The 26,118-nt window shown below is 36.7% G+C and carries 21 protein-coding genes; all 21 read left to right on the top strand.

Annotated elements, in window-relative coordinates; genetic code table 11:
* The first annotated feature begins 273 nt into the window (after positions 1-273).
* Entirely contained in the window at positions 274-1,722 is a 1,449-nt protein-coding gene (locus BJL90_RS18415; RefSeq protein WP_070971534.1) for an alanine/glycine:cation symporter family protein, read from the top strand.
* 396 nt (positions 1,723-2,118) lie between these two features.
* The gene (locus BJL90_RS18410; RefSeq protein ID WP_070971531.1) at positions 2,119-3,744 is read left to right on the top strand and encodes a YceG family protein; all 1,626 of its coding nucleotides are present in this window, start codon (positions 2,119-2,121) and stop codon (positions 3,742-3,744) included.
* Between the two features lie 27 nt (positions 3,745-3,771).
* Positions 3,772-4,845, top strand: a complete 1,074-nt coding sequence (locus BJL90_RS18405; protein ID WP_070971529.1) for a toxic anion resistance protein — start codon at positions 3,772-3,774, stop codon at positions 4,843-4,845.
* A 17-nt stretch (positions 4,846-4,862) separates the two neighbouring features.
* Positions 4,863-5,444 carry a TerD family protein gene (locus BJL90_RS18400; protein WP_070971526.1) on the top strand — a complete coding sequence of 194 codons (582 nt, stop codon included), beginning with the start codon at positions 4,863-4,865 and terminating at the stop codon, positions 5,442-5,444.
* A gap of 114 nt (positions 5,445-5,558) precedes the next feature.
* Positions 5,559-6,164 (top strand): TerD family protein, encoded by a 606-nt coding sequence (locus BJL90_RS18395; RefSeq protein ID WP_070971523.1) that lies wholly within the window; start codon positions 5,559-5,561, stop codon positions 6,162-6,164.
* Between the two features lie 38 nt (positions 6,165-6,202).
* Positions 6,203-6,784, top strand: coding sequence for a TerD family protein (locus BJL90_RS18390; RefSeq protein WP_070971520.1), 582 nt, complete (start codon positions 6,203-6,205; stop codon positions 6,782-6,784).
* Positions 6,785-6,993: 209 nt separating this feature from the next.
* The gene (locus tag BJL90_RS18385) at positions 6,994-9,747 is read left to right on the top strand and encodes a calcium-translocating P-type ATPase, PMCA-type (RefSeq protein WP_070971517.1); all 2,754 of its coding nucleotides are present in this window, start codon (positions 6,994-6,996) and stop codon (positions 9,745-9,747) included.
* A 231-nt stretch (positions 9,748-9,978) separates the two neighbouring features.
* The gene (locus tag BJL90_RS18380; RefSeq protein ID WP_070971514.1) at positions 9,979-10,665 is read left to right on the top strand and encodes a GntR family transcriptional regulator; all 687 of its coding nucleotides are present in this window, start codon (positions 9,979-9,981) and stop codon (positions 10,663-10,665) included.
* A 59-nt stretch (positions 10,666-10,724) separates the two neighbouring features.
* The gene (kduI, locus tag BJL90_RS18375; RefSeq protein ID WP_070971511.1) at positions 10,725-11,567 is read left to right on the top strand and encodes a 5-dehydro-4-deoxy-D-glucuronate isomerase; all 843 of its coding nucleotides are present in this window, start codon (positions 10,725-10,727) and stop codon (positions 11,565-11,567) included.
* Between the two features lie 43 nt (positions 11,568-11,610).
* Positions 11,611-12,627, top strand: a complete 1,017-nt coding sequence (locus BJL90_RS18370) for a TRAP transporter substrate-binding protein (protein ID WP_070971508.1) — start codon at positions 11,611-11,613, stop codon at positions 12,625-12,627.
* A 39-nt stretch (positions 12,628-12,666) separates the two neighbouring features.
* Positions 12,667-13,167: a TRAP transporter small permease gene (locus BJL90_RS18365; RefSeq protein ID WP_070971505.1), complete on the top strand. Its 501-nt coding sequence runs from the start codon at positions 12,667-12,669 to the stop codon at positions 13,165-13,167.
* Positions 13,168-13,187: 20 nt separating this feature from the next.
* Complete coding sequence (locus BJL90_RS18360) at positions 13,188-14,492, top strand: TRAP transporter large permease (protein WP_070971501.1); 1,305 nt, start codon at positions 13,188-13,190, stop codon at positions 14,490-14,492.
* A 50-nt stretch (positions 14,493-14,542) separates the two neighbouring features.
* Positions 14,543-15,304 carry a 2-dehydro-3-deoxy-D-gluconate 5-dehydrogenase KduD gene (gene kduD / locus BJL90_RS18355; protein ID WP_070971499.1) on the top strand — a complete coding sequence of 254 codons (762 nt, stop codon included), beginning with the start codon at positions 14,543-14,545 and terminating at the stop codon, positions 15,302-15,304.
* Positions 15,305-15,545: 241 nt separating this feature from the next.
* Positions 15,546-16,460 (top strand): DMT family transporter, encoded by a 915-nt coding sequence (locus tag BJL90_RS18350; RefSeq protein WP_070971497.1) that lies wholly within the window; start codon positions 15,546-15,548, stop codon positions 16,458-16,460.
* A 352-nt stretch (positions 16,461-16,812) separates the two neighbouring features.
* Complete coding sequence (locus BJL90_RS18345) at positions 16,813-18,399, top strand: ABC transporter substrate-binding protein (RefSeq protein WP_081562094.1); 1,587 nt, start codon at positions 16,813-16,815, stop codon at positions 18,397-18,399.
* A gap of 224 nt (positions 18,400-18,623) precedes the next feature.
* The gene (locus tag BJL90_RS18340; protein WP_070971490.1) at positions 18,624-19,574 is read left to right on the top strand and encodes an ABC transporter permease; all 951 of its coding nucleotides are present in this window, start codon (positions 18,624-18,626) and stop codon (positions 19,572-19,574) included.
* The gene (locus BJL90_RS18335; protein ID WP_081562273.1) at positions 19,561-20,460 is read left to right on the top strand and encodes an ABC transporter permease; all 900 of its coding nucleotides are present in this window, start codon (positions 19,561-19,563) and stop codon (positions 20,458-20,460) included. Before BJL90_RS18340 ends, BJL90_RS18335 begins: the two co-directional genes overlap by 14 nt.
* 57 nt (positions 20,461-20,517) lie before the next feature.
* Positions 20,518-21,462, top strand: coding sequence for an ABC transporter ATP-binding protein (locus tag BJL90_RS18330; protein WP_070971487.1), 945 nt, complete (start codon positions 20,518-20,520; stop codon positions 21,460-21,462).
* Positions 21,455-22,402 (top strand): oligopeptide/dipeptide ABC transporter ATP-binding protein, encoded by a 948-nt coding sequence (locus BJL90_RS18325; RefSeq protein WP_070971485.1) that lies wholly within the window; start codon positions 21,455-21,457, stop codon positions 22,400-22,402. The genes BJL90_RS18330 and BJL90_RS18325 overlap by 8 nt, the downstream gene beginning before the upstream one ends.
* A gap of 93 nt (positions 22,403-22,495) precedes the next feature.
* Positions 22,496-24,244, top strand: coding sequence for an ABC transporter ATP-binding protein (locus BJL90_RS18320; protein WP_070971483.1), 1,749 nt, complete (start codon positions 22,496-22,498; stop codon positions 24,242-24,244).
* Positions 24,237-26,021 (top strand): thiol reductant ABC exporter subunit CydC, encoded by a 1,785-nt coding sequence (cydC, locus tag BJL90_RS18315; RefSeq protein ID WP_156778848.1) that lies wholly within the window; start codon positions 24,237-24,239, stop codon positions 26,019-26,021. Before BJL90_RS18320 ends, cydC begins: the two co-directional genes overlap by 8 nt.
* The last annotated feature ends 97 nt before the right edge of the window (positions 26,022-26,118 follow it).

The raw sequence follows: 26,118 nt of genomic DNA, 5'->3' as shown, positions 1-26,118 counted from the left end.
TCGCCCCAAAACCGTGAACTGCAAATGTAGCCCTTAGTATATTAAAATTTAATGGCTCACATCTATACTTATTATGCTGGCATATTATTTTTTAGCCTAAGATAAAAAAGTGAGAAAGATATTTCACAGCGCGGGAAATATTTTTCTCAATGCTTGTGACAATTTTTTATCAATTCCTAAAATTTTAGCATTATTGTATTTGGCACGAAAATTGCTTTATATAGTAACGCTATCATATAGGCATCAATTATAACTAGGGAGGAGAATTAAAACATGGAAGCAATTTTAAATGCGTTAAATGACATTATCTGGTCCCAATGGTTAGTATGGCTTTGTCTAGGTGCGGGTGTATATTTCTCAGTGCTTATGAAATTCCCGCAAGTACGTCTTTTCAAGGACATGGTAGGGCAATTATTTGGTGGACAAAGTTCGGATTCAGGAGTATCTTCTTTCCAGAGTTTTGCTATGGCTTTAGGAGGACGTGTTGGTACTGGTAATATTGCAGGGGTTGCCTCTGCTATAGGCTTTGGGGGTCCTGGTGCAGTGTTTTGGATGTGGGCAATTGCCTTTTTAGGTGCGGGCTCTGCTTATATTGAGGCAGCATTGGCGCAGGTTTGGAAGGAAGAAATGGATGGGGAATATCGTGGAGGTCCTTCTTACTTTATTGAAAAAGGATTAGGACAAAAATGGTATGCTATGATCTTTGCAGTGGCTGCAGTGGTATCCATGGGCTTCTTCTTACCGGGAATTCAAGCTAATAGTATTGCAAATTCTATGGACAATGCATTTGGTATTAGTCCTGTGATAACAGGTTTAATCGTATCTGGTTTACTAGGTCTTATCATTTTTGGCGGGGTAAAACGTATTGGTAAAGTAGCAGAGCTGATTGTACCGTTTATGGCGATTGCGTATATTGTTGTTGCATTAATCATTATTGTAATGAATATTACACAAATTCCTAGTATTCTTGCGCTTATTTTCTCATCAGCATTTAGTACAAGAGCTGCCTTTGGTGCTATTATAGGTCAAGCGATTATGTGGGGCGTTCGAAGAGGGATTTATTCAAATGAAGCTGGTCAAGGAACAGGCCCTATGGCTGCTGCTGCCGCAGAAGTAAGCCATCCTGCAAAACAAGGTTTAGTACAAGCATTCTCAGTTTATGTGGATACATTATTTGTATGTTCAGCAACTGCCTTCATGATCTTAATCACTGGATCTTACAATGTAGCTGACGGAGCAGGTGGTTTCTTAGCAGAAAACCTTCCGGGAGTAAACCCAGGTCCGGCCTTTACTCAGGCAGCTGTTGGAAATTTGATGCCAAAGCTTGGTGGAGCGTTTGTAGCGGTTGCATTATTCTTTTTTGCCTTCACAACCTTAATGGCATATTACTATTATGCTGAAGTAAACGTTGCTTATGTAACAAGGAATTTCAAAAATCATAAGTTAATATTCAATATTACCCGGATAACGTTGCTAGTGATGACCTTTATCGGTGCAATTAATTCAGCAGGTACTGTTTGGGCTTTAGGTGATGTAGGGGTTGGGGCAATGGCATGGTTAAATATTATTGCTATTATTCTTCTTACAAAACCAGGATTAGCGACGCTTAAAGATTATGAAGAACAAAAAGCTAAAGGTATTGATCCTGTGTTTGATCCTAAGAAATTAGGAATTAAAAATGCAGATCTATGGCATAAAATAAATGGTAAGGTGAAAGCATAAAAAAGCAATTAAATTATCAGGAAACAAAGAAATAGCCGTATAATATTGGCACTTCTTTAATTCATAAAATCTCAAGATTTCCTATTGCATAATGGGGGTCTTGAGATTTTCTGCTTTAAATAAGGTATGCTCTTTACTAGAAATGATGAAGCTTATCATAATCGAAAGGCAGGCTTTTTATATGCCAATCAAAGGGAGAAGTCCAAAAAATATTGAAAAATACAAATACTATGGGTATAATGAGTATATAAGTAATATAATAAAATAACCTAATAAATGTATATATCAAATGTATAGTAGATATTTTCAACGGATTAAGATATTAAGACAGAGGATGATCCCCTGTTATATTTGTTAGACCGAAAAGGTGGTGAAAGGGCGTTTTGTGCCCCGAGTATGAGTCAAGCAGAATTTGCTCATCTTGCACTAAATACGATTAGTGCAGAGGCCAAAGACATTTTTGAAGACATTTTTACTCTGCCTAGGGAGAGAAGAGGTTTTGCAGCAAACCATAGATTGATGGTAACACCGATCTACTTTTATCGTATTATCGGTGTAGAAAACAGGCAGGACTATAAGGAAAAACTTTTACTGCTTAACGAGAAATTATTGCAGCAGCACAAGCTATATTTAAAGGTAGAAGATCACTTTGACAAGTCAATAGACTCTAAAATGGTTGAAAAAATAATGCCTCATTGGATGTGTACTGAAAAACTAGGTCTACAAAATGGAAGAAAAGTTGTAGAAGGCACTTTGAAAAAAGGCATACTTTCTGATATTGGCGATACAAAACAACAGTTAATTAAAGATAAGCTAGCAATTCTGCTGGACATATTTATGAAAAATCAGAAAAATATGAACATTGTCAAAAACTTCTACATTAAAATTCTTTACTGGATAGAAAAATACGCTTTATCCCTTATACAGGCATATGAATATGGAAAAATAAACCCAAAGGTATTGTTTTATGGTGATATTCAAAGGGATGAAGTCTACTTTCTGATTTTACTTTCTCTAATAGGCTGTGATATTCTTTATTTTAATCCTCAGGATGGAAGCAAGTTTAATGAGGTACAGGAAAGTAACATCTACTCTAAATTGTTGGAGTATGATGAAAAAATGGAACTGATTCCTTTTCCTCAGTTACCAAAGGGGCATCGACAAGAAACCGTTGCCCGCAGGGCTTCTATAGAAATTGATAGGATATTGCACACTGAGGAGGGAGGGCTTTATCGCCCTTGGCAGTTTGAAGACTACAAATTGTTTTCTACTCCGCTGCAAACCACCTATGAAGAGCTTTTTATATTGTGGAAAGAACAGGCCCGTTTTCGACAAGGCTTCAAGGTAGAAGCAGGCAGTGTTTATATTCCTAATATTTTTGCTAAAATTAGTGGGACAACTACAGATATCAATGAGTATTTGGTAAATTTCAATAAATTGAAGGACAATGGAGATATGGGGATTTTCATTGATAAAATCCCCATATACCCTTCACGAGGTTATGCTCTTAGCTCTGGAATTTTTGATAAAGAAGGTAAGATCAACAGGGAGCGTGTAAAGAGCCTGCCAGAATATCGCTTTGGTTATTTGCGCAGTGCAGTGCAGGATTTGATCTTAGATAAAATTGATGAGCTAGTAAACCAAGAAGACTTTTTTGCATTTCCTATGACGCTTCAATTAAAGGCAAAGTGCTTGTATACAATCCTCACTTTGGAAAAAAAATATTTAGATTTGCTGCAAAAGTTTGATTATCCTCACCAATTACCTAAGCTGGTAATCTTCGATGGGGATGAAGGTACTTTTACGCAGGAGGACCTAATTGTAATAGGATTTTTGCATTTTTCGGGCTTTGATATCGTAATTGTAACCCCTACGGGTTATAATAATATTGAAAATGGTATAAACTGTTATTATTATGATATTCATAAACTAGAAAACTTTACTTTTGACTTAGACTTTCATGGACAAGAACAAAACAAAAAAACCAATGGTTTTAAAAAAATCTTCTCAAGATTTTTTTAAAACTGGGATGGTTAGGGGGAAAAGTTGATGAATGAATTATTAGAAGTACAAGAAGTGGATTTGGATAAAAAAGCAGATGAAGTGGCATTAAAATTAAAGAAATCACCAGAGGTTCAAAAAATAGCTAATGAGCTAGATATTCGTAATGCTCAGGCAATTATGTCCTTTGGGCAAGAAACAGCTGTAGAAATTTCAAAGTTTAGTGATCGTATTCTATCTTCTATCAGTAACTCTTCTGTAGAGGATAGTGGAAAAATGCTTCAGCAATTGAATGCAATTATGGGAAAATTTGATCCTAAGGATTTTGCAGAGGGAAAGCAGGGCTTCATCAGTAAAATCTTTAATAAAGTTAAAAATGATATTAGCCGTTTACTAGAAAAATATCAAACTATGGATAAGGAAATATCTAAGATTTATGTTGAGATTAAAAAATACGAAAGTGAGATTAACCAAACGAATGTAATGTTGGAAGAGATGTTCGAACAAAATATTATGTACTATGAAAATTTAGAAAAATATATAAAGGCTGGGGAAATTGTTATTCATAAGATGAAAAATTACATTATCCCAGAGCTAGAAAAACAGGCAGCATCTGGAGAACAAATAGATGCGATTAACCTGCAAAATGGACACCAAGCCTTAGAAATGGTGGAACAAAGGGTACATGATTTAGAGATGGCAAAAATGGTTGCCCTGCAAACTGCTCCGCAGATCAAATTGATTCAAAAAGGAAACTATAATCTTCTTAGAAAAATTGGTAGTGCCTTTGTCATCACGATTCCTGTTTTTAAATCAGGATTAATTCAGGCGATTGCCATCAAAAGGCAAAAAATACAGGCGGATGCTATGCGGGCCCTAGATGAAAAAACAAATGAGATGCTGTTAAAAAATGCCCAGAATATCGCTGGTCAGTCTGCAGAAATTGCTCAATTGACATCTGGATCTAGCATTAAAATAGAGACCCTTGAGAAAACCTTTGAAACCATCATGAAGGGGATTGATGATACAAGACAAATTCAAGAGGAAAACAGACAAAATAGAGAGTCTTCAAAGCAAAGGTTATTGGAATTGCAAAAACAATTAGAGAGTAAAAATCATTAGGGAAGGAAGAGATTATTATGGCAATTAGTTTAAAAAAAGGAGAAAAAGTAGATCTTACGAAAGGAAACCCTGGTCTATCAAAGGTAGTGGTGGGACTTGGATGGGATATCAATAAATATGATGGAGGATTTGATTTTGATTTAGATGCGGCGGCTTTCTTACTTGGAGATTCTGGGAAGGTAAGAAGTGACGCAGACTTTATCTTTTACAACAACTTAAAAGATGCATCAGGAGCCATTGTTCATCAGGGGGATAATCTTACAGGAGAAGGCGATGGAGATGATGAGCAGGTTTTTATAGATCTTAGCAATGTGCCATCAGATATCCAAAAAATTGCCTTTACAGTAACGATTCATGATGCAGAAAATCGAGCGCAAAACTTTGGACAGGTGTCTAATGCCTTTATTCGTGTTTTTAAACAAGAAAATGAAGAAGAACTTATCCGCTATGATCTATCAGAAGACTTTAGTATTGAGACCGCTATTGTAGTAGGAGAACTTTATCGACATGGAGCAGAGTGGAAATTCAATGCTATAGGTAGCGGCTTTTATGGGGGCCTTGCTGCTCTTTGTAGAAACTTCGGTGTAAATGTTGGATAATTTGAGAAAAAAATGACGAAAATTTGCATTTTTAAGTCAATTACACTAAAATAGAAAAGGAAGAAACAAATCATCTAGAATTCCCAGATTTTATTCTAGGAAGGAGGAAATAATTTGTCAATTAACTTGCAAAAAGGCCAGCGTGTCGACTTAACAAAGGGGAACAAAGGATTATCAAGAATTATGGTTGGGTTAGGTTGGGACCCAGTGGAGCAGCCAAGGGGAGGTTTTTTAAGCAGCTTGTTTGGAGGGGGAAAAGCCCCTGAAATAGACTGCGATGCCTCTGTATTGATGCTAAATGAACAGGGTAGACTAGTGTCAAACAAAAACCTAATTTACTTTGGCAACCTAAAGAGTGGGTGCGGAAGTGTGAAGCATGCAGGAGATAATTTAACTGGTGGTGGTGATGGAGATGACGAGGAAATTTTTGTTGAACTGAACAAAGTTCCGTCAGATATCCATAAGCTATTTTTTGTAGTAAATATTTATGACTGTATTCGCCGCAAACAAGATTTTGGCATGATTAATAATGCATTTATACGCTTAGTGAACTTAGATAACAAACAAGAACTCATCCGTTATAACCTAACAAATAGCTATAGTGGAAAAACCGCCTTAATGGTAGGAGAGATATACCGTGATGGAGCAGAGTGGAAATTTGCGGCTGTTGGTGAAGGTACTAATGATGCTTCTTTAGGGGAAATTGTTAAACGATTTTAATCAAAAGATACTTGAATATTTTTAGAAAGGGGAAGAATATGAGTATTAATTTATCAAAGGGACAAAAAATTGACTTAACAAAGGGAAACCCAGGATTAAAAAAAGTGATGGTAGGCTTAGGTTGGGATACTAATAAATACTCAGGAGGCTATGATTTTGACTTAGATGCTTCTGCGTTTTTATTAGGAAGCAATGATAAGGCACAAAATGACAAAGATTTTATCTTTTATAATAATTTAGAAGGACCAAACCAATGTGTTGTCCATACCGGTGATGATTTAACAGGCGGTAGCGGCGGAGATGATGAACAAATTCTTATAGACTTTTCTAAAATTCCTAGCCATGTTGAAAAAATTGCTATTACAGTTACAATTCATGATGCGGAACAAAGAGCGCAAAACTTTGGACAAGTATCCAATGCCTTTGTACGTTTAGTGGATGAGGAAACAGGTAAAGAAATACTGCGATATGATTTAGCAGAAGAATTCTCTATTGAGACTGCTTTGGTATTTTGTGAGTTATACAAAAGCGGTAATGATTGGAAGTTTAGTGCAGTAGGAAGTGGATTTTTTGGTGGTTTGGCTGCTCTTTGCAAAAACTATGGACTACAGGTAGGCTAGGCATAAAATATAAAATGATTTCTAATGGAGTAGCAGCTTGTATCATACAAGTTGCTCTCTTGATGTTTAGGGAATTTTACACCATAATCTACTATACATGGGGATATAGGGGAACTTTCCTAATCACATCCATGAGAGTATTAAAGTTAATTTATTGGTTTGTATTTATAAAAGATATAGACTGGTTAATCGAATGAGGAGATGAAAAAATGAAATACCAAATGAATGGATTGGATGCAGAAGCTGTTAAAAAATCCAGAGAAAAGCATGGCAGCAATCAATTAACTCCTGTAGAAGCAGAAAGCTTTTGGGATAAGTTAAAGGGAAATTTTGAGGACCCAATTATAAAAATCCTCATTGTAGCTTTGGGAATTAACTTACTGTTTTTCTTTTTGGGTCATACTGAGTGGTATGAGTCTTTAGGGATTGCTATCGCAGTACTGCTAGCCACTTGTGTTGCCACTTGGTCCGAATATACCAATGAAGAATCCTTCCAAAAACTACAGGAAGATGCCTCTAAAATCAAATGTAAAGTTTTTAGGGAAGGGTTGATTCAAGAGATTTTTATAGATGATATTGTTGTAGGAGATTTGGTTTTACTACAATGCGGCGATAAAATTCCTGCTGATGGAAAGCTTTTAGAGGGAAGTTTAAAAGTAGATCAAGCTTCTTTAACTGGTGAAGCAAAGGAGATAAATAAACAAGCTGTGCCTAAAAACTTTCGCGAAGATAAAAGAGACACAGACTTAAGCAATCCTTATGATGTCTATCGTGGAACAGTAGTAGTATCTGGAGAGGGTATTTTAAAGGTAGAAGTAGTAGGGGACAAAACCTTCTATGGTAATTTAGCACAAGAGATGCAAGTAGATGACAGAGAGTCCCCATTGAAGGTGAAATTAGGTGCTTTGGCAGAAGGCATCAGTAAATTTGGTTATATTGGCGGAGTATTTATTGCTTTATCTTTTATGTTTAAGAAAATTGTAATAGATAATGGATTCGACATGGGAAATATCAGCTTATACCTGTCTAACTGGCAAAACCCTGTAAATGACCTAGTAACAGCTGTGATCTTAGCGATTGTTATTATTGTTGTGGCGGTGCCAGAGGGATTACCAATGATGATTGCTATGGTACTATCTTTAAACATGAGAAAGCTATTGAAGGATAATATTCTTGTAAGAAAGCTGATTGGTATTGAGACGGCTGGAAGTCTTAACATTCTTTTTTCTGATAAAACAGGAACCATTACAAAGGGGCAGCTTGAGGTAGTCACCTTTATTGGAGGAGAGAACAGTGAATATAGTACCTTTGATGAAATTCCTAAAGGCTTAGGTAATTTATTAAATCTTTCTTTAAGAAAAAATACCAATGCCCTTATTAAAGAAGCTGAAAAAGGGTGCGACCTTCAGGTGATTGGTGGTAATATTACAGAAAGAGCTTTACTACATTTTGTTTCTTGTAGCGATCGAAAAGAAACAGAGATAGAAGTAGTAAAAACCATTCCCTTCAGCAGTGAGAAAAAATATTCTGCTGCAGAAATTAAAGGAGAAAAGAACTTAACCTTGATTAAGGGAGCGCCTGAGAAAATTTTAGACAAATGTGCATACTATTATGATGAAAACGGGAACAAAGAAAAACTAAAGCATGGAAAAGCTTTAGAGGAAAAGATGGATGAATTAGCTCAGAAGGCAATAAGGGTTATTGCTATTGCCACTACAGAGGAAACCTTAGAGGAAGATGCTAACTTTAAGGAAATGACACTGGTTGGTATCATGGGTATACGAGACGATTTAAGGCTAGAGTCTGCCAGTGCTATTAAGGAAGCTATGGATGCCGGCATACAGGTAGTGATGATTACAGGAGATAGAAAAGAAACTGCAATGGCTATCGCGAAGGATGCAGGACTTTTAAGAAGAAAAGAGGATCTTATATTTACCTCTCAAGAAATTCAGCAGCTGACAGATGAAGACTTAAAAGCCTTACTTCCTAATATTAGAGTAATTGCCAGAGCATTGCCAACAGATAAGTCAAGGTTGGTAAAAATTGCACAGGAACTAGATCTTGTTGTAGGAATGACGGGAGATGGCGTGAATGATGCACCGGCTTTAAAACGTGCAGATGTAGGCTTTGCTATGGGTAGTGGAACAGAAGTAGCTAAAGAAGCAGGAGATATCGTTGTATTAGATGATAACTTTTTATCTATCACAAAATCTGTGCTATATGGAAGAACAATTTTCCATAGTATTCGTAAGTTTATTGTATATCAGTTAACGGTAAATGTAGCGGCTATATTAATTGCCTTTTTAGGACCGTTTATTGGTGTAGATCTACCATTATCCATGACGCAGATGCTTTGGGTAAATCTGGTGATGGATACATTAGCCGCACTAGCCTTTGGTGGAGAAGCTGCTCTGAAGAAGTATATGAAGGAAGCGCCTAAGAGAAGAAGTGAATCTATTATCAATAAGGATATGTGGAGTTCTATTCTGATCAATGGTGGTTTTATTGCTGCTATGGGTATTTGGTTTTTAAAATCCAGCAGGATAAAAGACATTTTTAGAGTAGGGCCTGCCGGCAGTGAAGATATTTATTTCCTAACAGGGTTCTTTGCTTTCTTTATCTTCTTAAATGCCTTCAATACTTTTAATGCTAGAACGACTGAAATAAATCTTTTCAAAAATATTACAAAAAATCGTGACTTCCTAAGGGTTGTAGCCTTGATTTTTGGCGTTCAAATTCTATTCACTTACTTTGGAGGAGAAGTATTAAGAACAGAAGGATTAAACCTACAGGAATGGATGTATGTTACCATTATGGCCGTGTTGATTATTCCTTTAGACTTAATGAGAAAACTTCTTCGTGACTATGTAGTAAAACCAGGAGATGCTAACAAAAACTTAGGTGGAGCACAGGAGTTATTAGAAGAGATAGTAAACACAGATCAAGAAAAACATGTAGGATAAAAGTAATGAAAAATTGATTAACAAAAGACCCAAACGCTAAGAAATGTAATGTGTTTGGGTCTTTCTTCATAATAAAGAAAAAGATTTCATAAATAACTTTACAGAGAAAGAATCTTATGCTATATTAAAACTATAAACTTGCATGCAAGCATTCAAGAACTCAAGAATGCAACTAGCGGGTTATTGCATAGAAATAGAATACGGTTATTAAACTAACGAGGAGGTGATAAAATGACAAACGAACATTTTAAAAGCAAAAGTATGAATAGTGATGAGATTTATCGTGCCTTAAAGGAAGATATATTAAGTTTGAAACTTGCTCCTGGTCAACTCATCAGCGAAAATGAGATATCCAAGCAATACAATGTTTCTAGAACGCCAGTAAAAACAGCTTTTTTAAGGCTTAGTAGTGAAAAATTTATAGAAATTGTTCCACAAAAGGGCACCTATGTCACATTGCTTGATATGGAGCTTATTAAAGAAATTATTTATATGCGAACTGTTCTTGAAAGCACAGTGCTAAAAGAAATTATTGGTAAAATACCTGATGAAGTAATTTCAAAGTTATCAGAAAACCTAAAAAGACAAGAAGAGATTGTTAAAAGTCCTAACATAGATCCAGCTAAGTTTTATAGTGTAGACAGTGAATTTCATGCTATTTGTTTTGATTTTGCAGGAAAGAGGAAACTTTGGCAGATTATCCAGGAGTTTCAAGTGTATTATACAAGATTTAGAATGTTGGATATCGTAGCACTAGCTTGTTTTGATAGGCTATATGAGGAACACTGTGAATTGTTTGATATTATCAAAAATGCTAAAAAAGATAAGGTGCAAGAGCTTATAGATCGGCACCTTCATGGAAATATCGATAGACTAGGAGACAGAGTATATAATGAACTAAGCCATTATTTTATTTAACTATCTCTTGGTTATGTAGCAACTGTTGCAATAATATAAGGTTATCGTAGGAGGAAATTATGGATATAAGATATAGTGCGAACCAGAAAGATGCAAAAACATATGATACAGAAAAACTAAGGGAAGAATTTCTTATTGAGAAACTTTTCGAAGCAGACAATGTTTTGTCTACATATTCTCATATAGATAGAGTTATTGTTATAGGTGTCATGCCAGTATCTCAAGTTATTGATATTGAGAAGAATATAGATTGTAAAAAAAATCTTGGCGTGGAGTACTTTCTTGAACGACGTGAGCTTGGGATTATCAATATTGGTGGTACTGGCAGCGTGGTGGTGGATGGAGAAGAATATAAGCTGGAAAGGTTAAACGGATTATATATAGGTAAAGGTAGTCTTAGTATAAATTTCAAAAGCGATGATCCTACAAATCCAGCTAAGTTTTATATGTGTTCTGCACCTGCACATACAAAATTTGAGACGAAGCTAATTACGCTTGACATAGCCAATAGAGTAGAGCTTGGAAGTACCGAAACATCAAATAAACGTGTATTATATCAATTGATCCATCCAGCGGTTCTTGAAACCTGTCAATTATCTATGGGTTGTACTATTCTAGAGCCAGGTTGTGTGTGGAATTCCATGCCATGTCATACACATGAGAGAAGAATGGAAGTATATATGTATTTTAACCTCACTGAGGATAATGTAGTTTTTCACTTCATGGGTGAACCACAGCAAACCAGAAATATTATCATGCAAAATGAACAGGCAGTGATATCACCAAGCTGGTCGATACACAGTGGCTGTGGGACAAGCAATTATGCATTTATATGGGCTATGGCAGGAGAAAACAGAACTTTTGATGACATGGACCATGTGAAGACCAATGATTTAAGGTAGTATGTAATATTCATTAAAATAAACATATTAGGGAGGAAATATTATGAAAAAGAGAATTTTTGCATTCATCTTAATAGCTTTAATGGTAACACTCAGTGCCTGCACTGGAAAGCAGACGGAGACTACAAATGCAAGTAATACGCAAGTGATTAAAGTAGCCTTCAATCAACCTGAAACACATCCTCAATATAAAGCTATGGAACATTTTGGGGAACAGATTTTTGAAAGAACGAACGGTGCTTATAAGATTGAGCTTTATCCCAATGAGCTTCTTGGGCCTCAGCGTGAAACTGTTGAATTGGTTCAGACAGGTGCCGTAGGAATGTCTATCGTTGCTAACAGCCTTGTAGAAAACTTTAACAAAAAGTTTTCAATACTAGGTCTTCCTTATATCTATGATAGTAAAGACCATCAGAATGCAGTGTTTACTGATGATGCTATTGTAGGAGAGCTTTTCAAGTCTACAGCGGACAAAGGATTTACTGTTCTTACTGCATTCCATGCTGGTGTAAGAAATGTATATACGAATAAGCCAATAAATACCCCTGATGATTTAAAGGGTTTAAAGATAAGAATTATGGAAAGTGATACAAATGTTAAGATGATGAGGTACATGGGAGGTGTAGGTACACCTATGGCGCAAAGTGAAGTTTATACTGCTACCCAATCTGGCGTTATTGATGGTGGTGAAAACAATGAGCTTATCTATGCCCATATGAAGCACTATGAAGTAGCAAAGTATTATTCTTATACACAGCATCTTATGATTCCAGATTTACTGATCATTAATCAAGATATTTATAATGGTATGTCAGAAGAACATAGAGCTATCTTTGACGAGGAAATCAAGAATGCTACAGTCTTAGAACTTGATCTATGGGAGGTAGATGCAGAAATTGCAAAGAAGACAGCTGAAGAGAATGGTGCAGAATTTGTATATCCTGATATTAAGTTATTCCAGGAAAACGTTAAGCCACTTCACGAAGAACTTACACAGGACCCTGAATTTAAAGAGCTTTATGACAACATAAGAGCAAAGGCTGAAATAATAAAAAATTAATTCTGCTTGTTTCATAAAGTATGATTTGGAGTGAATAAAATGCAAACGATAAGAAAATTTGTAGATAAAATTATCGAGTTGATATGTATAACTTTTGTTGGTGCAATGACAGCCTTGGTAACATGGCAGGTTGTCACAAGATATTTCTTCAAAAATCCAAGTGTAATTACAGAGCAGTTGTCTAAATACATGTTTGTTTGGCTTGTTTTATTGGCTTCATCCTATGTATTTGGAAAGAGAGAGCATATGTCTATTGTTTTTATAAAGGAAAAATTTACTGGATCTACAGGCTTAGTTGTCGATATCATTATTGAACTTATTATCATAGCATTTGCTTTAGGTATATTGGTGCTTGGAGGTTATAAGAATGTACTTCTTACTATGACACAGCAGGATTCAGTATTGCCGATAAAGATAGGTGTCTTATACGGAATGCTGCCTGTATGTGGGGTATTAACGACATTCTATAGTTTGTGTAATATTATTGATATTGCTAAGGGTTTCTTCAAAAAAGAAGCCCTAAAAAGCAAAACAACTTAATTGAATTGGGAGTTGATGAAATGGAATTAGCTACACAACCTGCGATGATTATGTTGATAGCAGTCCCTATTCTTCTTATGATAGGTGTTCCTATAAGTGTAAGTATAGGCCTTGGGTCTACCCTTGCCATGATGTATATACTGCCCTTTAATAATGCTATGATAACAGCATCTCAGAGAATTTTTACAGGAACAAACTCATTTTCTCTTCTTGCAATTCCTTTCTTTATCCTTGCAGGAATTATTATGAATAATGGTGGCATTGCTAGAAGATTGATAAACTGTGCCAAGGTAATAAGCGGTAGACTACCGGGGGCGCTGGCACAGTCAAATGTTGTTGCTAATATGTTATTTGGAGCAATCAGCGGCTCTGGTGTGGCAGCTGCAGCAGCAGTTGGGGGAACAATGGGACCCCTTCAAGAAAAGGAAGGATACAGCAAGTCCTATAGTGCAGCGGTAAATATTGCTTCAGCACCATCGGGAATGTTGATTCCTCCAAGCAATACTTTAATTGTTTATTCAACCGTTGCAGGCGGGGTATCTATTGCAGCATTATTTATGGCAGGGTATATTCCGGGGATACTTTGGGGTCTTGGTGTTATGACGGTGGCTGGGATTTTTGCTAAAAAGTTAGGTTATCAAAGTACCCAAAGGCCTACCTTCAAAGAGGCATCTGCAGTATTTATCGATGCTATTCCAAGTCTTTTGTTGATTGTTATCGTCATCGGCGGGATTCTTGGCGGTGTTTTTACAGCAACAGAAGGATCAGCGATTTCTGTTGTTTACTCCCTTGCTTTATCTTTTGTTTATAGAAGTATAAAGGTAAAGGATCTTCCTAACATATTTCTTGAAACAGCAAAAATGACCGCCATTGTTATCTTTATGATAGGAGTATCTTCTGTAATGTCATGGGTTATGGCATTTACGAAAATACCAATGCTTATTGCTACTATACTTTTGGGATTAACCAACAATCCAGTTATTATACTTTTAATAATGAATGTTGTGCTTCTAGTAGTGGGTACATTCATGGATCCAACACCTGCAGTACTGATTTTTACGCCAATATTTCTCCCCATAGTAGCAGAGTTTGGCATGCATCCGGTACACTTTGGGATTATGCTGGTTTTAAATCTATGCATAGGTACAATTACCCCTCCAGTTGGCCCTATTCTCTTTACTGGTTGTCGTATTGCAGGCTTAAAGATAGAGGATGTTGTAAGACAGTTAATACCTTATTTTATTGTAACGATTGTTGTACTATTGGTTGTAACATATATACCAGTACTTACACTGGCTATTCCTTCATGGCTTAATTTGCTATAGGATTGTAAGAATAAATATTCAAAAATATCATGAAACTAAGGAGGCTAAATATGATTTTAAATAACTTTGAATTAAATAATAAAGTTGCAATTGTAACTGGGTGCAGGACAGGACTTGGACAGGGCATGGCTTTAGCTCTTGCAGAAGCTGGAGCAGATATCGTTGGTGTGGATTATCTTGATGTAGATGAAACAAAAACTCTTGTAGAAGGCCTAGGAAGAAAGTTTGTCGGAATACAGGTAAATCTTATGGAAATGGCGTCTATCGCAAAGGTTGTTGAAGCTGCTGTTAGTAATTTTGGTAAAATAGATATTCTTGTAAACAATGCAGGGATCATCAGACGTGAAGATGCTATAAATTTCTCGGAAAAAGATTGGGACGATGTTATGAACATCAATATAAAGACGGTATTCTTTTTAAGTCAAGCGGTTGCAAAACAGTTTATTGAACAAAATACAGGTGGTAAGATTGTAAATGTTGCATCTATGCTTTCTTTCCAAGGAGGCATAAGAGTACCTTCTTATACAGCTTCAAAATCTGGCGTAATGGGTATTACAAGACTCATGGCAAATGAATGGGCTAAGCATAATATCAATGTGAATGCTATTGCTCCAGGATACATGGCAACCGATAATACTGCTGCTTTAAGGGCAGATGAATCAAGAAGCAATGAGATTCTAAGTAGAGTTCCAGCAGGAAGATGGGGTGTAGCTGAAGATCTTAAAGGTCCGGTTGTATTCCTTGCATCCTCTGCTGCAAACTATGTCAATGGCTATACCATAGCAGTAGATGGCGGCTGGCTAGCAAGATAATGCTAATAAAGTATTAAATATACGAATAAAATATCTATAAACTTAAAACCACATTAGAGAATATATCTAATGTGGTTTTAAGTTTATTATAAAATATTCTCCGATGGAATCAAATAAGTCATTGTATTGAGGAAAAAAGAATTAAGATGTATAATAGTATTTATTCAATAAGAGGAAGATAAAGAATTATTTTAATAAACATCAAAGAATTTACATATTTTTATGAAGGAGATGGATAAAAATGAGTAAGTATAGAGTTTGGATATTGTTGATTGTATGTAATTTGTTTTGGGCAGGTAACTATGTATTTGGAAAATATGTGACCGCAGAGATGACGCCCCTTGCTATTACCTTTTCTCGTTGGGTATTAGCAGTCTTATTACTATTTCCTACAGCTCACTTTCTAGAAAAACCCGAGTGGAGGAAGGCAGGTAAATCATGGAAGCCTTTGGTTATGATGGGGATTTTAGGAATCATTTGTTATAACTTATCCCTCTATGCAGCGTTGGACTACACCTCTGCCACCAATGCAGCACTAGTGAATTCTTTAGCTCCTGGGACGATTGCGGTGCTTTCGGTGATTATGCTTGGAGAAAGAATATCAAAGTTACAGATCTTAGGGATTCTAATTTCTTTGATAGGTGTTTTATTGGTTTTAACAGAAGGAAACCTAATGGAGGTTTTCCAAATGCAATATAACAGAGGAGACTTGATCATGTTGTTTGCTGTTGTTGTCTGGACCCTCTATTCGATTATAGGAAAAAGGGTAGGCAATATGATTCCTCCTATTACAGCTACAGCTATATCTGCTTTGTTTGCTATAGCTTTGATGTTACCTTTTATTATTCGTGAAGGAATGAATCTAACACAGTTAAGCTTATTAGCTATTATAGGTGTGCTGTATATCGCTATTTGTGCCTCTGTTTGTTCTTTTGTTTTTTGGAATATGGCTATCCGTGAAATTGGTGCAAGTAAGGCGGGAATATTTATTAACCTCATGCCTGTTTTTACTGCTCTTATTAGTTGGAGTCTTGGTGAAAGCATCACAGCAGCGCAAATTGCTGGAGGCTTGTTTGTCTTTACTGGGGTGTATTTTACAACTGGGATGTTGGAAAGAAAATTGAAGGAGAGACAACAAGAAAAGTTGTCGGTATAATTCAGCAATTTATAACATGCTTTGCTATAAACTAACTTTTTTGACAATTTCAAAAATAAAGCTTGAAAGATTTTCAAAAGTTTGTTACTATTATAACAAAGGATGGCATGAGGTTATCCTTGCATAACGGCTTATTAGGATTTTCAATAGTATTTTAAAAGGAATTACAAAAATATAATTTTGCACGCAAAACCACGAAGGTTTCATTTTCCTATGAAAGGAAGGATGAAGTCTCCCGTGGTTTTTTTATTTCTATTTTCATGGTTTTCTAGGAGGTGGTGTGAATTATCTGAAGCGCTATATGTAAGGATGAAAATGTTTTAATAATAAATTAGGAGAGGATTGAAAGAAAATGATATTGGATAAAAAACTTAAAAGTTTGATAGTACTGTTGGCCTTTATGATGGCAATAGGGGTATTGGCAGGATGTACTCAGACAAATGTAACTGAGACAGATCGTCAAGAAGTAGATGCAAGCAATGAGGAAGTTAAGCAAATCTTAACTTTAGGAGCTCAGAATGACTTAAAGAGTGGTTCTGAGGGCAGCAGTTTGGTTTTTGATTTTATGACTGTTTTTGAAGAAGATATGGATACAGCTCCAGGGTTGGTGGCAAGCTGGGAAATTAAGAATGATGGACAAACCTATATTCTTAAGCTTCAAGAAGGTGTGAAGTTTCATAATGGCAAAGATTTTACTGCTGAAGTAGCCAAATTTTCTATTGAGTATTGGGGACCTTATGCAAACGCAAATTATCCTAAGTACTTGAAGGGGATAAATGTCCTTGATGATACTACCTTAGAGATAAACTTTGAAAAAACTTTTACGCCATTTTTAATGGAACTAGCTGGTATTAGGGGAACGCTGCAAGATACAGTGGATGATAAAGGTAATATTATAGATTGGTATGGAACAGGTCCTTTTGTCTTAAAGGATTATAGCAAAGATCAAAAAGCAGTTTTAGAAGTGAACGCTGATTACTGGAACAAAGAAAAAATCCCTAGTCTTCAAGAACTAGTTTGGCAAACCATCCCAAATGAAAACGCTAGAGTGATGGCTTTAAAAAGTGGACAGGTAGATGCTATTGGCGTAACAGAACATCATATTAGTATGCCTTACACAGTGGTAAATGAACTAGAAAATACTCCAGGCATTAAGATTTTAAAACCCTCAGAAAAAAGTCTTAATACGACTGAAACCTATGTTTTCAACTATAAAAAAGGACCTTTAACGGATTTAAATCTTAGAAAAGCCATCGTTCATGCTATTGATCGAGAAACCTTAACAGCAAAGCTATTACATAATATTCCTACACCTACAGGACATTTCGTTCTTCCAGAATATATAGATGGACCCAAAAATGTTGAAGAATACAGTTACAATCCACAGTTGGCAAAAGAAGCCCTAGAAGCTGCTGGTTATAAGACTATTAATGCAAACGGTATTGCAGAAAAGGATGGAAAACCCCTCCAAATTACTTTATTAGCTAGAAATGATCAGATGGCAAGAGATGTTGCTGTGTTTATGCAGTCCAACTTAAAGGAAGTTGGTATTGATTTGGTTATTGATTCTATAGATAAAAATATTTTTGATGAAAAAGCAGAGAAAGGGGACTTTGATATCGCCTATACTCATGCGTGGACTGTACCACCAGCACGTTATATGCAGTGGAGAGGGCTTAGTGACGGTTATGATGTCCATGGTACAGGTTTTAAAGTAGATTCTAAGATTGAAACATTAGTGGAAACCGTTTTAACTACTACAGATAAACAAGCCTATGATAAAGCTTGGGAAGAAATTTGGAAATTGCAATATAGTTTTTATCCAGGAACCTCTCTTTTTGTTAGAGCAAGGGTATTTGCTTTTAAAGAAAATGTCAGTGGCCTTTATTTCCACCCTAGGGTGTCAACCATTGATTTAAGTGGTGTTACGATTAAATAACAAAAAAACAACAAGAAAAAGACTTTTCCGGTGCCAAGTTTTATAGACTATACGCCTAAGTGTTTTAATATGCAAGGTCTACATTTGCAGTCCTTGGCCACGTTTTTTAGCTAAGGCGGAAGCGTAGGCTGGGTATGTTAAAATTCACGTTTAAAGGCGTATACCTATAGGTAAAGGCTTAGGAACCGATGATTTTCTATCATTCATTCAAAAGGAGGGGATTTATGAAATATTTGTTATTAAAAAGGCTGGTTATGCTGGTCCCTACAGCTATTTTTGTGGCCCTCATTTCTTTTTCTATCATCTATTTTTCACCTGGAGATACGGCTCAGCTGATTTTAAGGGATAAAAACCCAATAGGCTTACCTGATGATGCATTGGTTGAAGAATATGAAAGAATCTTAGGTTTAGACAAGCCTTTTTCTCAATTATTTGGACAGTGGCTGCAAAATGCAGCAGTTGGAGATTTAGGGAATTCTTTTAAAACTGGTATTCCGGTAACACAGGAGTTTGGTCATCGTTTTCTCTATACAGCAAAATTAGTTTTTCTGGCAACCTTTGTTTATATTTTCTTAGGACTATTCATGGGAATTCTTTCAGCAATTTATAAGGATGGCATCATCGATCAATTTGTCCGAGGCTTTGCTGCCTTTAATTTATCCGTACCCAGTTTTTGGTTAGCATTATTCTTTCTTTGGGTTTTTTCCATGAAACTTAAAATTTTCCCCGCATATGGTTACCAAGGCTTCGTTAGTCTGCTTCTTCCAGGTTTTGTTATGGGGTTAGGTAGATCTAGCACATTGGCCAGATTAACAAGAAGCTGTATCCTAGAGGCACTGGATAGTCCCTATGTGGCAACGGTTAGGGGCATAGGTTTATCAGAAACAGACATTTTATTGAGGCATGTATTGAAAAATGCGCTATTACCCATTATCACTTTAATTGGAATGAATACCATAAGTCTGTTAGGAGGAAGTGTCATTATTGAAAATATTTTTGGTTTACCGGGGGTAGGTAGCTATTTAGTTCAAGCCATTAATCTTAAAGATTTCCCAATTATATCTGGTTTTATCTTTATTTTTAGTATCATGATTGTCTTAATAAATTTATTGGTGGATCTGTCCTATGCTATTATTGATCCACGAGTGAGGTATGATGAAAATGCTTACAAATAAAAAATCAAATTTAGCTATAGAAGAAAAGGGCGTATGGGCTAGACCCTTAAATAAAGTAAAAATATCTATAAATATTAAGGAAAATAAAATATGGATTTTATCTCTATTATTAGGCGCTATTTTAATGGTGACAATATTATCCCCCTTTTTATTTACCCAGTGGAATGAGATTGATTTTTCAAGACAGATGCAGCCCCCCAGTCTACAACATCCTTTTGGTACAGATAATTTTGGACGAGATTTACTACAACGGGTTTTTCATGGCCTTAGAATATCTTTAACACTAGCCGTGGCTATTGAAGCATTATCTTTTCTCATTGGGCTTAGTATAGGCTTGGTCTTGGGGTACTATGGAGGTATTGTAGATGAATTTTTTATCCATGTGATGAATATTCTAATGGCTTTCCCTCAAATGTTAATGGCGTTATGCTTTATGGCAATCATGGGATCTAGTATGACGACCCTGGTGATCGTAATTACCTCATTAGGATGGATTTCCTATGCTAGAATTGTTCGGAGTGAGGTTTTATCTCTAAAGCAAAGAGACTTTATATTATCTACCAAGGCTATTGGCGCTAGTGATTTTTATATTTTAATAAAACATATCCTTCCCAATGTATTGATTCCTGTCATCCCTTTAATGACCTTAATGATTGGTCATGCAGTGTTAATTATCGCTGGTTTGAGTTTTCTTGGTTTTGGTGTGCAGCCCCCTTACCCAGAGATTGGCTTGATGTTAAATGAAGCTATGACCTTTATGGATAGCGGACCCTGGCTGATGCTTTTTCCAGGTTTAATATTGGCAACCTGTGTTTTTCTCTTCAATACTTTGGGAGATCTTCTGAGGGACTATCTTGCGCCAAAAATAGAGGATACTATAGATTAAACTACTTTGAGTGTTTTGATGAGCAAGTTGAATTAATTACTTAAAAGGAAGATGATTATGAATGCTATATTAGAAATTAAAAGTTTAAATGTCTCCTTCCAAAGGAAAGATGGGGTAGTAAAGGCGGTTTCTGATGCTAACTTAGCAATCAAAAGGAGCAGTATTTTCGGTCTGATTGGTGAAACGGGTTGTGGAAAGTCGGTGTTGGCTCATTCGATTTTGCGATTATTGCCTCATAATGCCATAGTCACAGGAGAGGTGTTTTATAAAGACCAGGATATTTCCTCTTTACCCACGGAGGCGGTACGAAAACTAAGAGGAAAAGAAATTGGTTTAATTGCGCAAAATCCTGGAGAAGCTTTAAATCCTTTACTAAAAAACGGAACACAGGTGATTGCCCCGATGCGGTTACATAGAAACTTTTCTAAAAAAGACAGCTGGAGGGCGGCAGTTGAACTATTAGAGGCCCTTGACTTACCTAATCCACATCAGAAAATGCAGGAGTATCCCCATCAATTGAGTGGAGGTATGAAGCAAAGAGTTTTAACTGCTTTAGGTATTGGAGGAGATCCTTCTTTACTGATTGCAGATGAACCTACAAAAGGTCTCGATGTCTTGATTAGGGGGCAGGTGGTGGAGGTTTTAGAGCGGCTAAAGGAAATGAAGGAGACAACAATCTTGCTGATTACCCATGATTTACAGGTGGCGGCCCACCTATGCGATGAGTTGGCGGTGATGTATGCTGGAGAAATTATTGAAGAAGGTTCAAGTAAAGAACTTTTTAATGACCCTATACATCCCTATTTTAAAGGATTGATTGATTCTCTTCCCAGCAATGGCCTAAAAGCTATTCCTGGTTATAGTCCTAGTCTGGTACACTTACCCCAAGGATGTAGATTCTTTCAGCGATGTTCTAAAGCTCAAGCAACTTGTGATAAAATCTCACCTGAGATAAAAGAAGTAACTGCAGGACACAAAGTGAGGTGTAGATTTATTGATTAAAGCAGAGAACTTAAAAAAATCCTTCACTACAGGAATTTTTAGGAAAAGACAAATTGAAGTATTAAAGGGGGTGTCTTTTGAGATACAAGCAGGAGAAACCCTAGGATTGGTAGGAGAAAGCGGCTGTGGTAAATCTACCTTAGCAAAAATTATAGTAAGATTGCTTCCTTTATCTTCAGGAAAAATCTTTTTTGAAGGAAAAGATTTAACCTCTTTAAAAACCAGTGAAATGCAAAAAACACGTTCCAAAATGCAACTCATTCTTCAACATCCTGAAGCTGCACTAAATCCTAGGATGAAAATCTATGATTGCATCGTTGAACCCCTAAGAATTCATGGTTTAGCTGAAAAAGGAAGTAAAGAGGAAAGAGCTATAGTGGAAAAATTAATTGAAGTGGTGGGACTACAACCAGAACATCTCACAAGATATTCAAAGGAGATAAGTGGAGGACAGGCACAAAGAGCTGTTTTAGCAAGAATATTATCCTTAGAACCTAAATTTATTGTTGCGGATGAACCTACCTCTATGCTGGATGTTTCTGTACAGGCTCAAATTCTTAATTTACTAAAGGATATTCAAAAAAAGTTTAACATGGCTTATCTATTTGTTTCTCATGATTTAGAGGTTGTTCGTTGGATGAGTGATCGTATTGCCGTGATGTATAAGGGCAATATCATTGAAATAGGAAGATCTGAAAAAGTATTAGAAAATCCTATACATCCTTATACGAAAAGTCTTGTTGAAAACATAGTAAACCCATTAAAAGCTATGAAAAAAAGTTCTAAAAAAGAAAAAACTTCCCCTGCTTTTCTCGATTGGAAGGATGATGCTGCTTGTAGTTATTGTATTTCTTGTCCCAATGTTCATCAAGTATGTGGGTCCAAACCACAGCTTCAAGAAGTAGAAACAGGCCATCATGTAGCTTGTTGGTTCGGATAATGCTTTTTAAAATGTTTATAAAAAAGATACTTAACGAGTAAGAATTTTAACTGTAGATAAAACACAGTAGATATAAAGGAGGAAACGATAAAAATGATGCTGCACTATCGTTTATTTGAATTAACCAAAGGAATAAGAAAACGGGTGGTTCTAAAGGCCATTGTAGGCATCAGTATCACAGCCAGCTACGCTGCACAGGCTGTTCTTACCGCAAGAGCAACTGCAGGAATTTATGCTAGACGAGAATGGATGGATATTGTCATCATTATTGTAGGTATTATTGCCATTATTGCTGTAAGAGCACTGTTGCTTTGGGCTAATGAAGCTTATGCAAAAAAAGCTTCCATTATTGTGAAAAATACACTAAGACAAAGACTCTATGGTCATTTACTAAAATTAGGGCCAGGCTATCTAGAAAGAAACCGTACGGGAAAACTTCAGTCTACCGTAGTATCAGGAATTGAATTTTTAGAGGCATATCTAGTTTACTATGTGCCTCATGTACTTGTAACCATGATAGGAGCAGGGGTGATTTTAGGCTATATTTTTAGTCTTAATATAAGCATTGGTCTTATTATTTTATCGGCATTTTTAATTGCCCTCTTTGGCCCAAGGCTATGGAATAAGTTAATGACAAAGTATGGGTGGAGCCATTGGCAGGCCTTTGCTGTACTGAACGCTCAGTTTTTAGACAGTATGCAGGGAATTACCACATTAAAGGCCTTTAATGCCAGTAAAAGAAGAGGTAGGGAGCTAGAAAGAGATTCTCGGGACCTTTTTCAACAGACCATGAATCATTTGAAAATTTCTCTATTAAAAACGGGCATAGTAGGCCTAGCCACCACCAGTGGCTCTGTTTTTGCTATTGGTTTGGGTGCCCTTTTTGTGGCAAAGGGAGAACTTTTATTATCCCAGTTATTTATCTTGCTATTTTTATGTAGGGAAGCTTTTCGCCCCATAGATGAATTGAATCGTTATTATCATCAGGGATTTATGGGGATTACTGCCTCCAATACTATCTTTGCTTTACTAGATGAAGTACCAGAGGTGATAGAAAGTAAAACACCTATTAGTATAAAATCTAAGGAAGCGTTACCAGAAATCCTATTTAACAAGGTGGAGTTTGCTTATGATAAAGGACTGAGACCAGCCCTTGGGGGTGTATCCTTTAGGATTAAATCCGGTGAAACGGTGGCTTTGGTGGGAGAATCTGGTTCTGGAAAATCTACCGTTGTTAATCTGCTGCTAAGGTTTTTTGATCCCATCAAAGGAGAAATTATCATAGGAGGTCACAATATAAAGGAATACACCCTAGAGGATTTAAGAAGTTTAATGGCGGTGGTATCCCAGGAAACCTATCTTTTTCATGGTACTGTAGAAGATAATCTAAGAATGGCAAAGCCTGAAGCTACCAAGGAAGAAATAGAAAAAGCCGCAAGAACTGCCAATATTCATGATTTCATTATGACTTTACCAGAGGGCTATAATACCATTGTAGGAGAACGGGGTGTGAGATTTTCTGGTGGTGAAAGACAGCGTATGGCCATTGCAAGAGCAGTTTTAAAGAATGCTCCTATTCTTCTGTTAGACGAAGCCACCTCCAGCGTAGATACAGCCAATGAGAAGATGATTCAAAGGGGACTAGAAAAGCTGATGATGAATCGAACCACCTTAGTCATTGCCCATCGTTTATCTACCATACAAAATGCTGATCGAATTTTGGTATTAAAGGAAGGCAAGGTTGTTGAAGTCGGTTCCCACTTAGAACTGATGAAATTAACAGGAACTTATGCTAAGCTTATTCATGCACAGCAAGAGGAAAGGTGTGTGCAGTATGCATAAAATAGAAGAGATAAATACCACTACATTTCAAGGAAGAATCAACCTAGAAAAAGTAAAAACCTTAATCCCCTACATGAAATCCTATAACAAGAAAATGGCCTTAGGGATCTGCAGCGGTACTTTAAACCAGGTTTTTAGTATCACAAGTTCTGCTTTAGCAGCTTACTTAGTAGGTCTAGCCGCTACTGGAGGATCAGCAGAAAAAATCCTATCCCTTTTTTGGCTGCTAGCCGCCTTAGCTATCGGAAGAACAGCTATGGTTTATGCTGAAATGTATTTAGTTCATGACGTTGCCTACAGTATTTTGGTGGATTATAGAAACATTATGTATAGGGCTATAGAAAGAATCGCTCCTGCTTATATGCTGAAGAAACGCTCAGGAGATATTGCTTCATCAGTGATGGCAGATGTGGAGGTACTAGAGGTCTTTTATGCCCATACGGTAGGAGCATACATTATAGCCATTATAGCTCCCTTAACATTCTTAGTGATACTAGCCTACATTCATTGGTTGCTGCCCTTAGTGATTTTCCCCTTTTTATTATTGGTAGCCACCATACCCTTTTGGTTTAGTAAAAAAGCCAGTCAACAGGGAAAAGAAATACGAGCAAAGTTAGGTACTGTCAATGCAGAAGTGGTGGATGGTGTACAGGGGATGCGGGAAATCGTAGCCTTTGGCCGAGGAAAATCCTACTTAAAGAAGCTAGAAAACGGCACCTATGATCTTGGTAGAAGTCAAATTGCAGAAGGAAAAAGACTAGGCTTAGAAGGGGGTCTCATCAATGCTGCCATGTCATTAGGGATGGTGAGTATCTTAGCTGTATCGAGCTTTTTGGTGCTAGAGGGGACTATAGATTCCGCCTTGATTCCTACGATTATCATGCTGTCGGTGTATGTTTTTTCTCCTATTGTTGATGTCTCTGGCACTGCAAGAAATCTTGGTTCTATTGGAGCATCAGCCCAAAGAGTTTTTTCCATATTAAATACACCTACCCCTGTAGAAGATAAAGCAGAAGCCACATCTGAAGGGCCTATTGTTTCACATATTCAATACAATAAAGTAAAGTTTTCCTACAATCCTTCTGAAGAAGATGTTCTAAAGGAAGTATCCTTTGATGTAAAACCTGGAGAAACCGTGGCATTAGTAGGTCACTCTGGAGCAGGGAAAACCACCTGTGCTAATTTACTGTTACGATTTTGGGATGTTAGAGGAGGCAGTATTAAAATCGGAGATTATGACCTTCGAGACTTAACTCAGGAAAAACTCAGAGATATGGTGGCGGTGGTATCTCAAGATGTTTATCTTTTTAATATGAGTATTCGGGAAAATATTCGCCTAGGAAAGCCAGAGGCTACCGATGAAGAAGTGGAAGCGGCATCGAAACTAGCCTTAGCCCATGACTTTTTAGTAAAACTTCCTCAGGGTTATGAAACCAATGTAGGGGAAAGGGGTGTACAATTATCAGGAGGACAGCGGCAGCGAATTGCCATTGCAAGGGCGTTGATTAAAAATTCTCCGATTCTGTTGATGGATGAAGCTGTATCCAACTTAGATGCAGAAAATGAACGGGCAGTACAAAAAGCTATCTCAGAACTGCAGAAGGGAAGAACCACACTGGTGATTGCCCATCGGCTGTCTACGATCATGGCAGCGGATAAAATTGTGGTTTTAGACAAAGGTAAGGTTGCAGAGATTGGCAGCCATGATGCGTTGGTAAAGAAAAACGGAGTCTATAGTCGTTTGATTGCTTCACAAAATATAGGGGTTTTAGAATAGTGCCTTACAAAAATATCTCATGGGAATACCTAGTAATAAGGTATTCTCATATTTTATGGTTTCGTCTTAATAAAGCAAAAGACCTCCAACGAATCCC

Origin of the sequence: Clostridium formicaceticum (assembly GCF_001854185.1) — a bacterium.
Classification (GTDB): Bacteria; Bacillota; Clostridia; order Peptostreptococcales; family Natronincolaceae; genus Andreesenella; species Andreesenella formicacetica.
Note: the sequence above shows the minus strand (reverse complement) of the source record. Positions and strands in the feature narration are given on the sequence as shown.

Bases quoted from the DNA above. Each gene is read 5' to 3' on its own strand.
- BJL90_RS18340 (WP_070971490.1), top strand. From the start codon at position 18,624: ATGAAATATTTGTTATTAAAAAGGCTGGTTATGCTGGTCCCTACAGCT.
- BJL90_RS18380 (WP_070971514.1), top strand. From the start codon at position 9,979: ATGACAAACGAACATTTTAAAAGCAAAAGTATGAATAGTGATGAGATT.
- cydC (WP_156778848.1), top strand. From the start codon at position 24,237: ATGCATAAAATAGAAGAGATAAATACCACTACATTTCAAGGAAGAATC.
- BJL90_RS18370 (WP_070971508.1), top strand. From the start codon at position 11,611: ATGAAAAAGAGAATTTTTGCATTCATCTTAATAGCTTTAATGGTAACA.
- BJL90_RS18390 (WP_070971520.1), top strand. From the start codon at position 6,203: ATGAGTATTAATTTATCAAAGGGACAAAAAATTGACTTAACAAAGGGA.
- BJL90_RS18410 (WP_070971531.1), top strand. From the start codon at position 2,119: ATGAGTCAAGCAGAATTTGCTCATCTTGCACTAAATACGATTAGTGCA.
- BJL90_RS18360 (WP_070971501.1), top strand. From the start codon at position 13,188: ATGGAATTAGCTACACAACCTGCGATGATTATGTTGATAGCAGTCCCT.
- BJL90_RS18405 (WP_070971529.1), top strand. From the start codon at position 3,772: ATGAATGAATTATTAGAAGTACAAGAAGTGGATTTGGATAAAAAAGCA.
- BJL90_RS18345 (WP_081562094.1), top strand. From the start codon at position 16,813: ATGATATTGGATAAAAAACTTAAAAGTTTGATAGTACTGTTGGCCTTT.
- BJL90_RS18400 (WP_070971526.1), top strand. From the start codon at position 4,863: ATGGCAATTAGTTTAAAAAAAGGAGAAAAAGTAGATCTTACGAAAGGA.
- BJL90_RS18320 (WP_070971483.1), top strand. From the start codon at position 22,496: ATGATGCTGCACTATCGTTTATTTGAATTAACCAAAGGAATAAGAAAA.
- BJL90_RS18385 (WP_070971517.1), top strand. From the start codon at position 6,994: ATGAAATACCAAATGAATGGATTGGATGCAGAAGCTGTTAAAAAATCC.
- BJL90_RS18415 (WP_070971534.1), top strand. From the start codon at position 274: ATGGAAGCAATTTTAAATGCGTTAAATGACATTATCTGGTCCCAATGG.
- BJL90_RS18350 (WP_070971497.1), top strand. From the start codon at position 15,546: ATGAGTAAGTATAGAGTTTGGATATTGTTGATTGTATGTAATTTGTTT.
- BJL90_RS18330 (WP_070971487.1), top strand. From the start codon at position 20,518: ATGAATGCTATATTAGAAATTAAAAGTTTAAATGTCTCCTTCCAAAGG.
- BJL90_RS18335 (WP_081562273.1), top strand. From the start codon at position 19,561: ATGCTTACAAATAAAAAATCAAATTTAGCTATAGAAGAAAAGGGCGTA.
- kduD (WP_070971499.1), top strand. From the start codon at position 14,543: ATGATTTTAAATAACTTTGAATTAAATAATAAAGTTGCAATTGTAACT.
- kduI (WP_070971511.1), top strand. From the start codon at position 10,725: ATGGATATAAGATATAGTGCGAACCAGAAAGATGCAAAAACATATGAT.
- BJL90_RS18365 (WP_070971505.1), top strand. From the start codon at position 12,667: ATGCAAACGATAAGAAAATTTGTAGATAAAATTATCGAGTTGATATGT.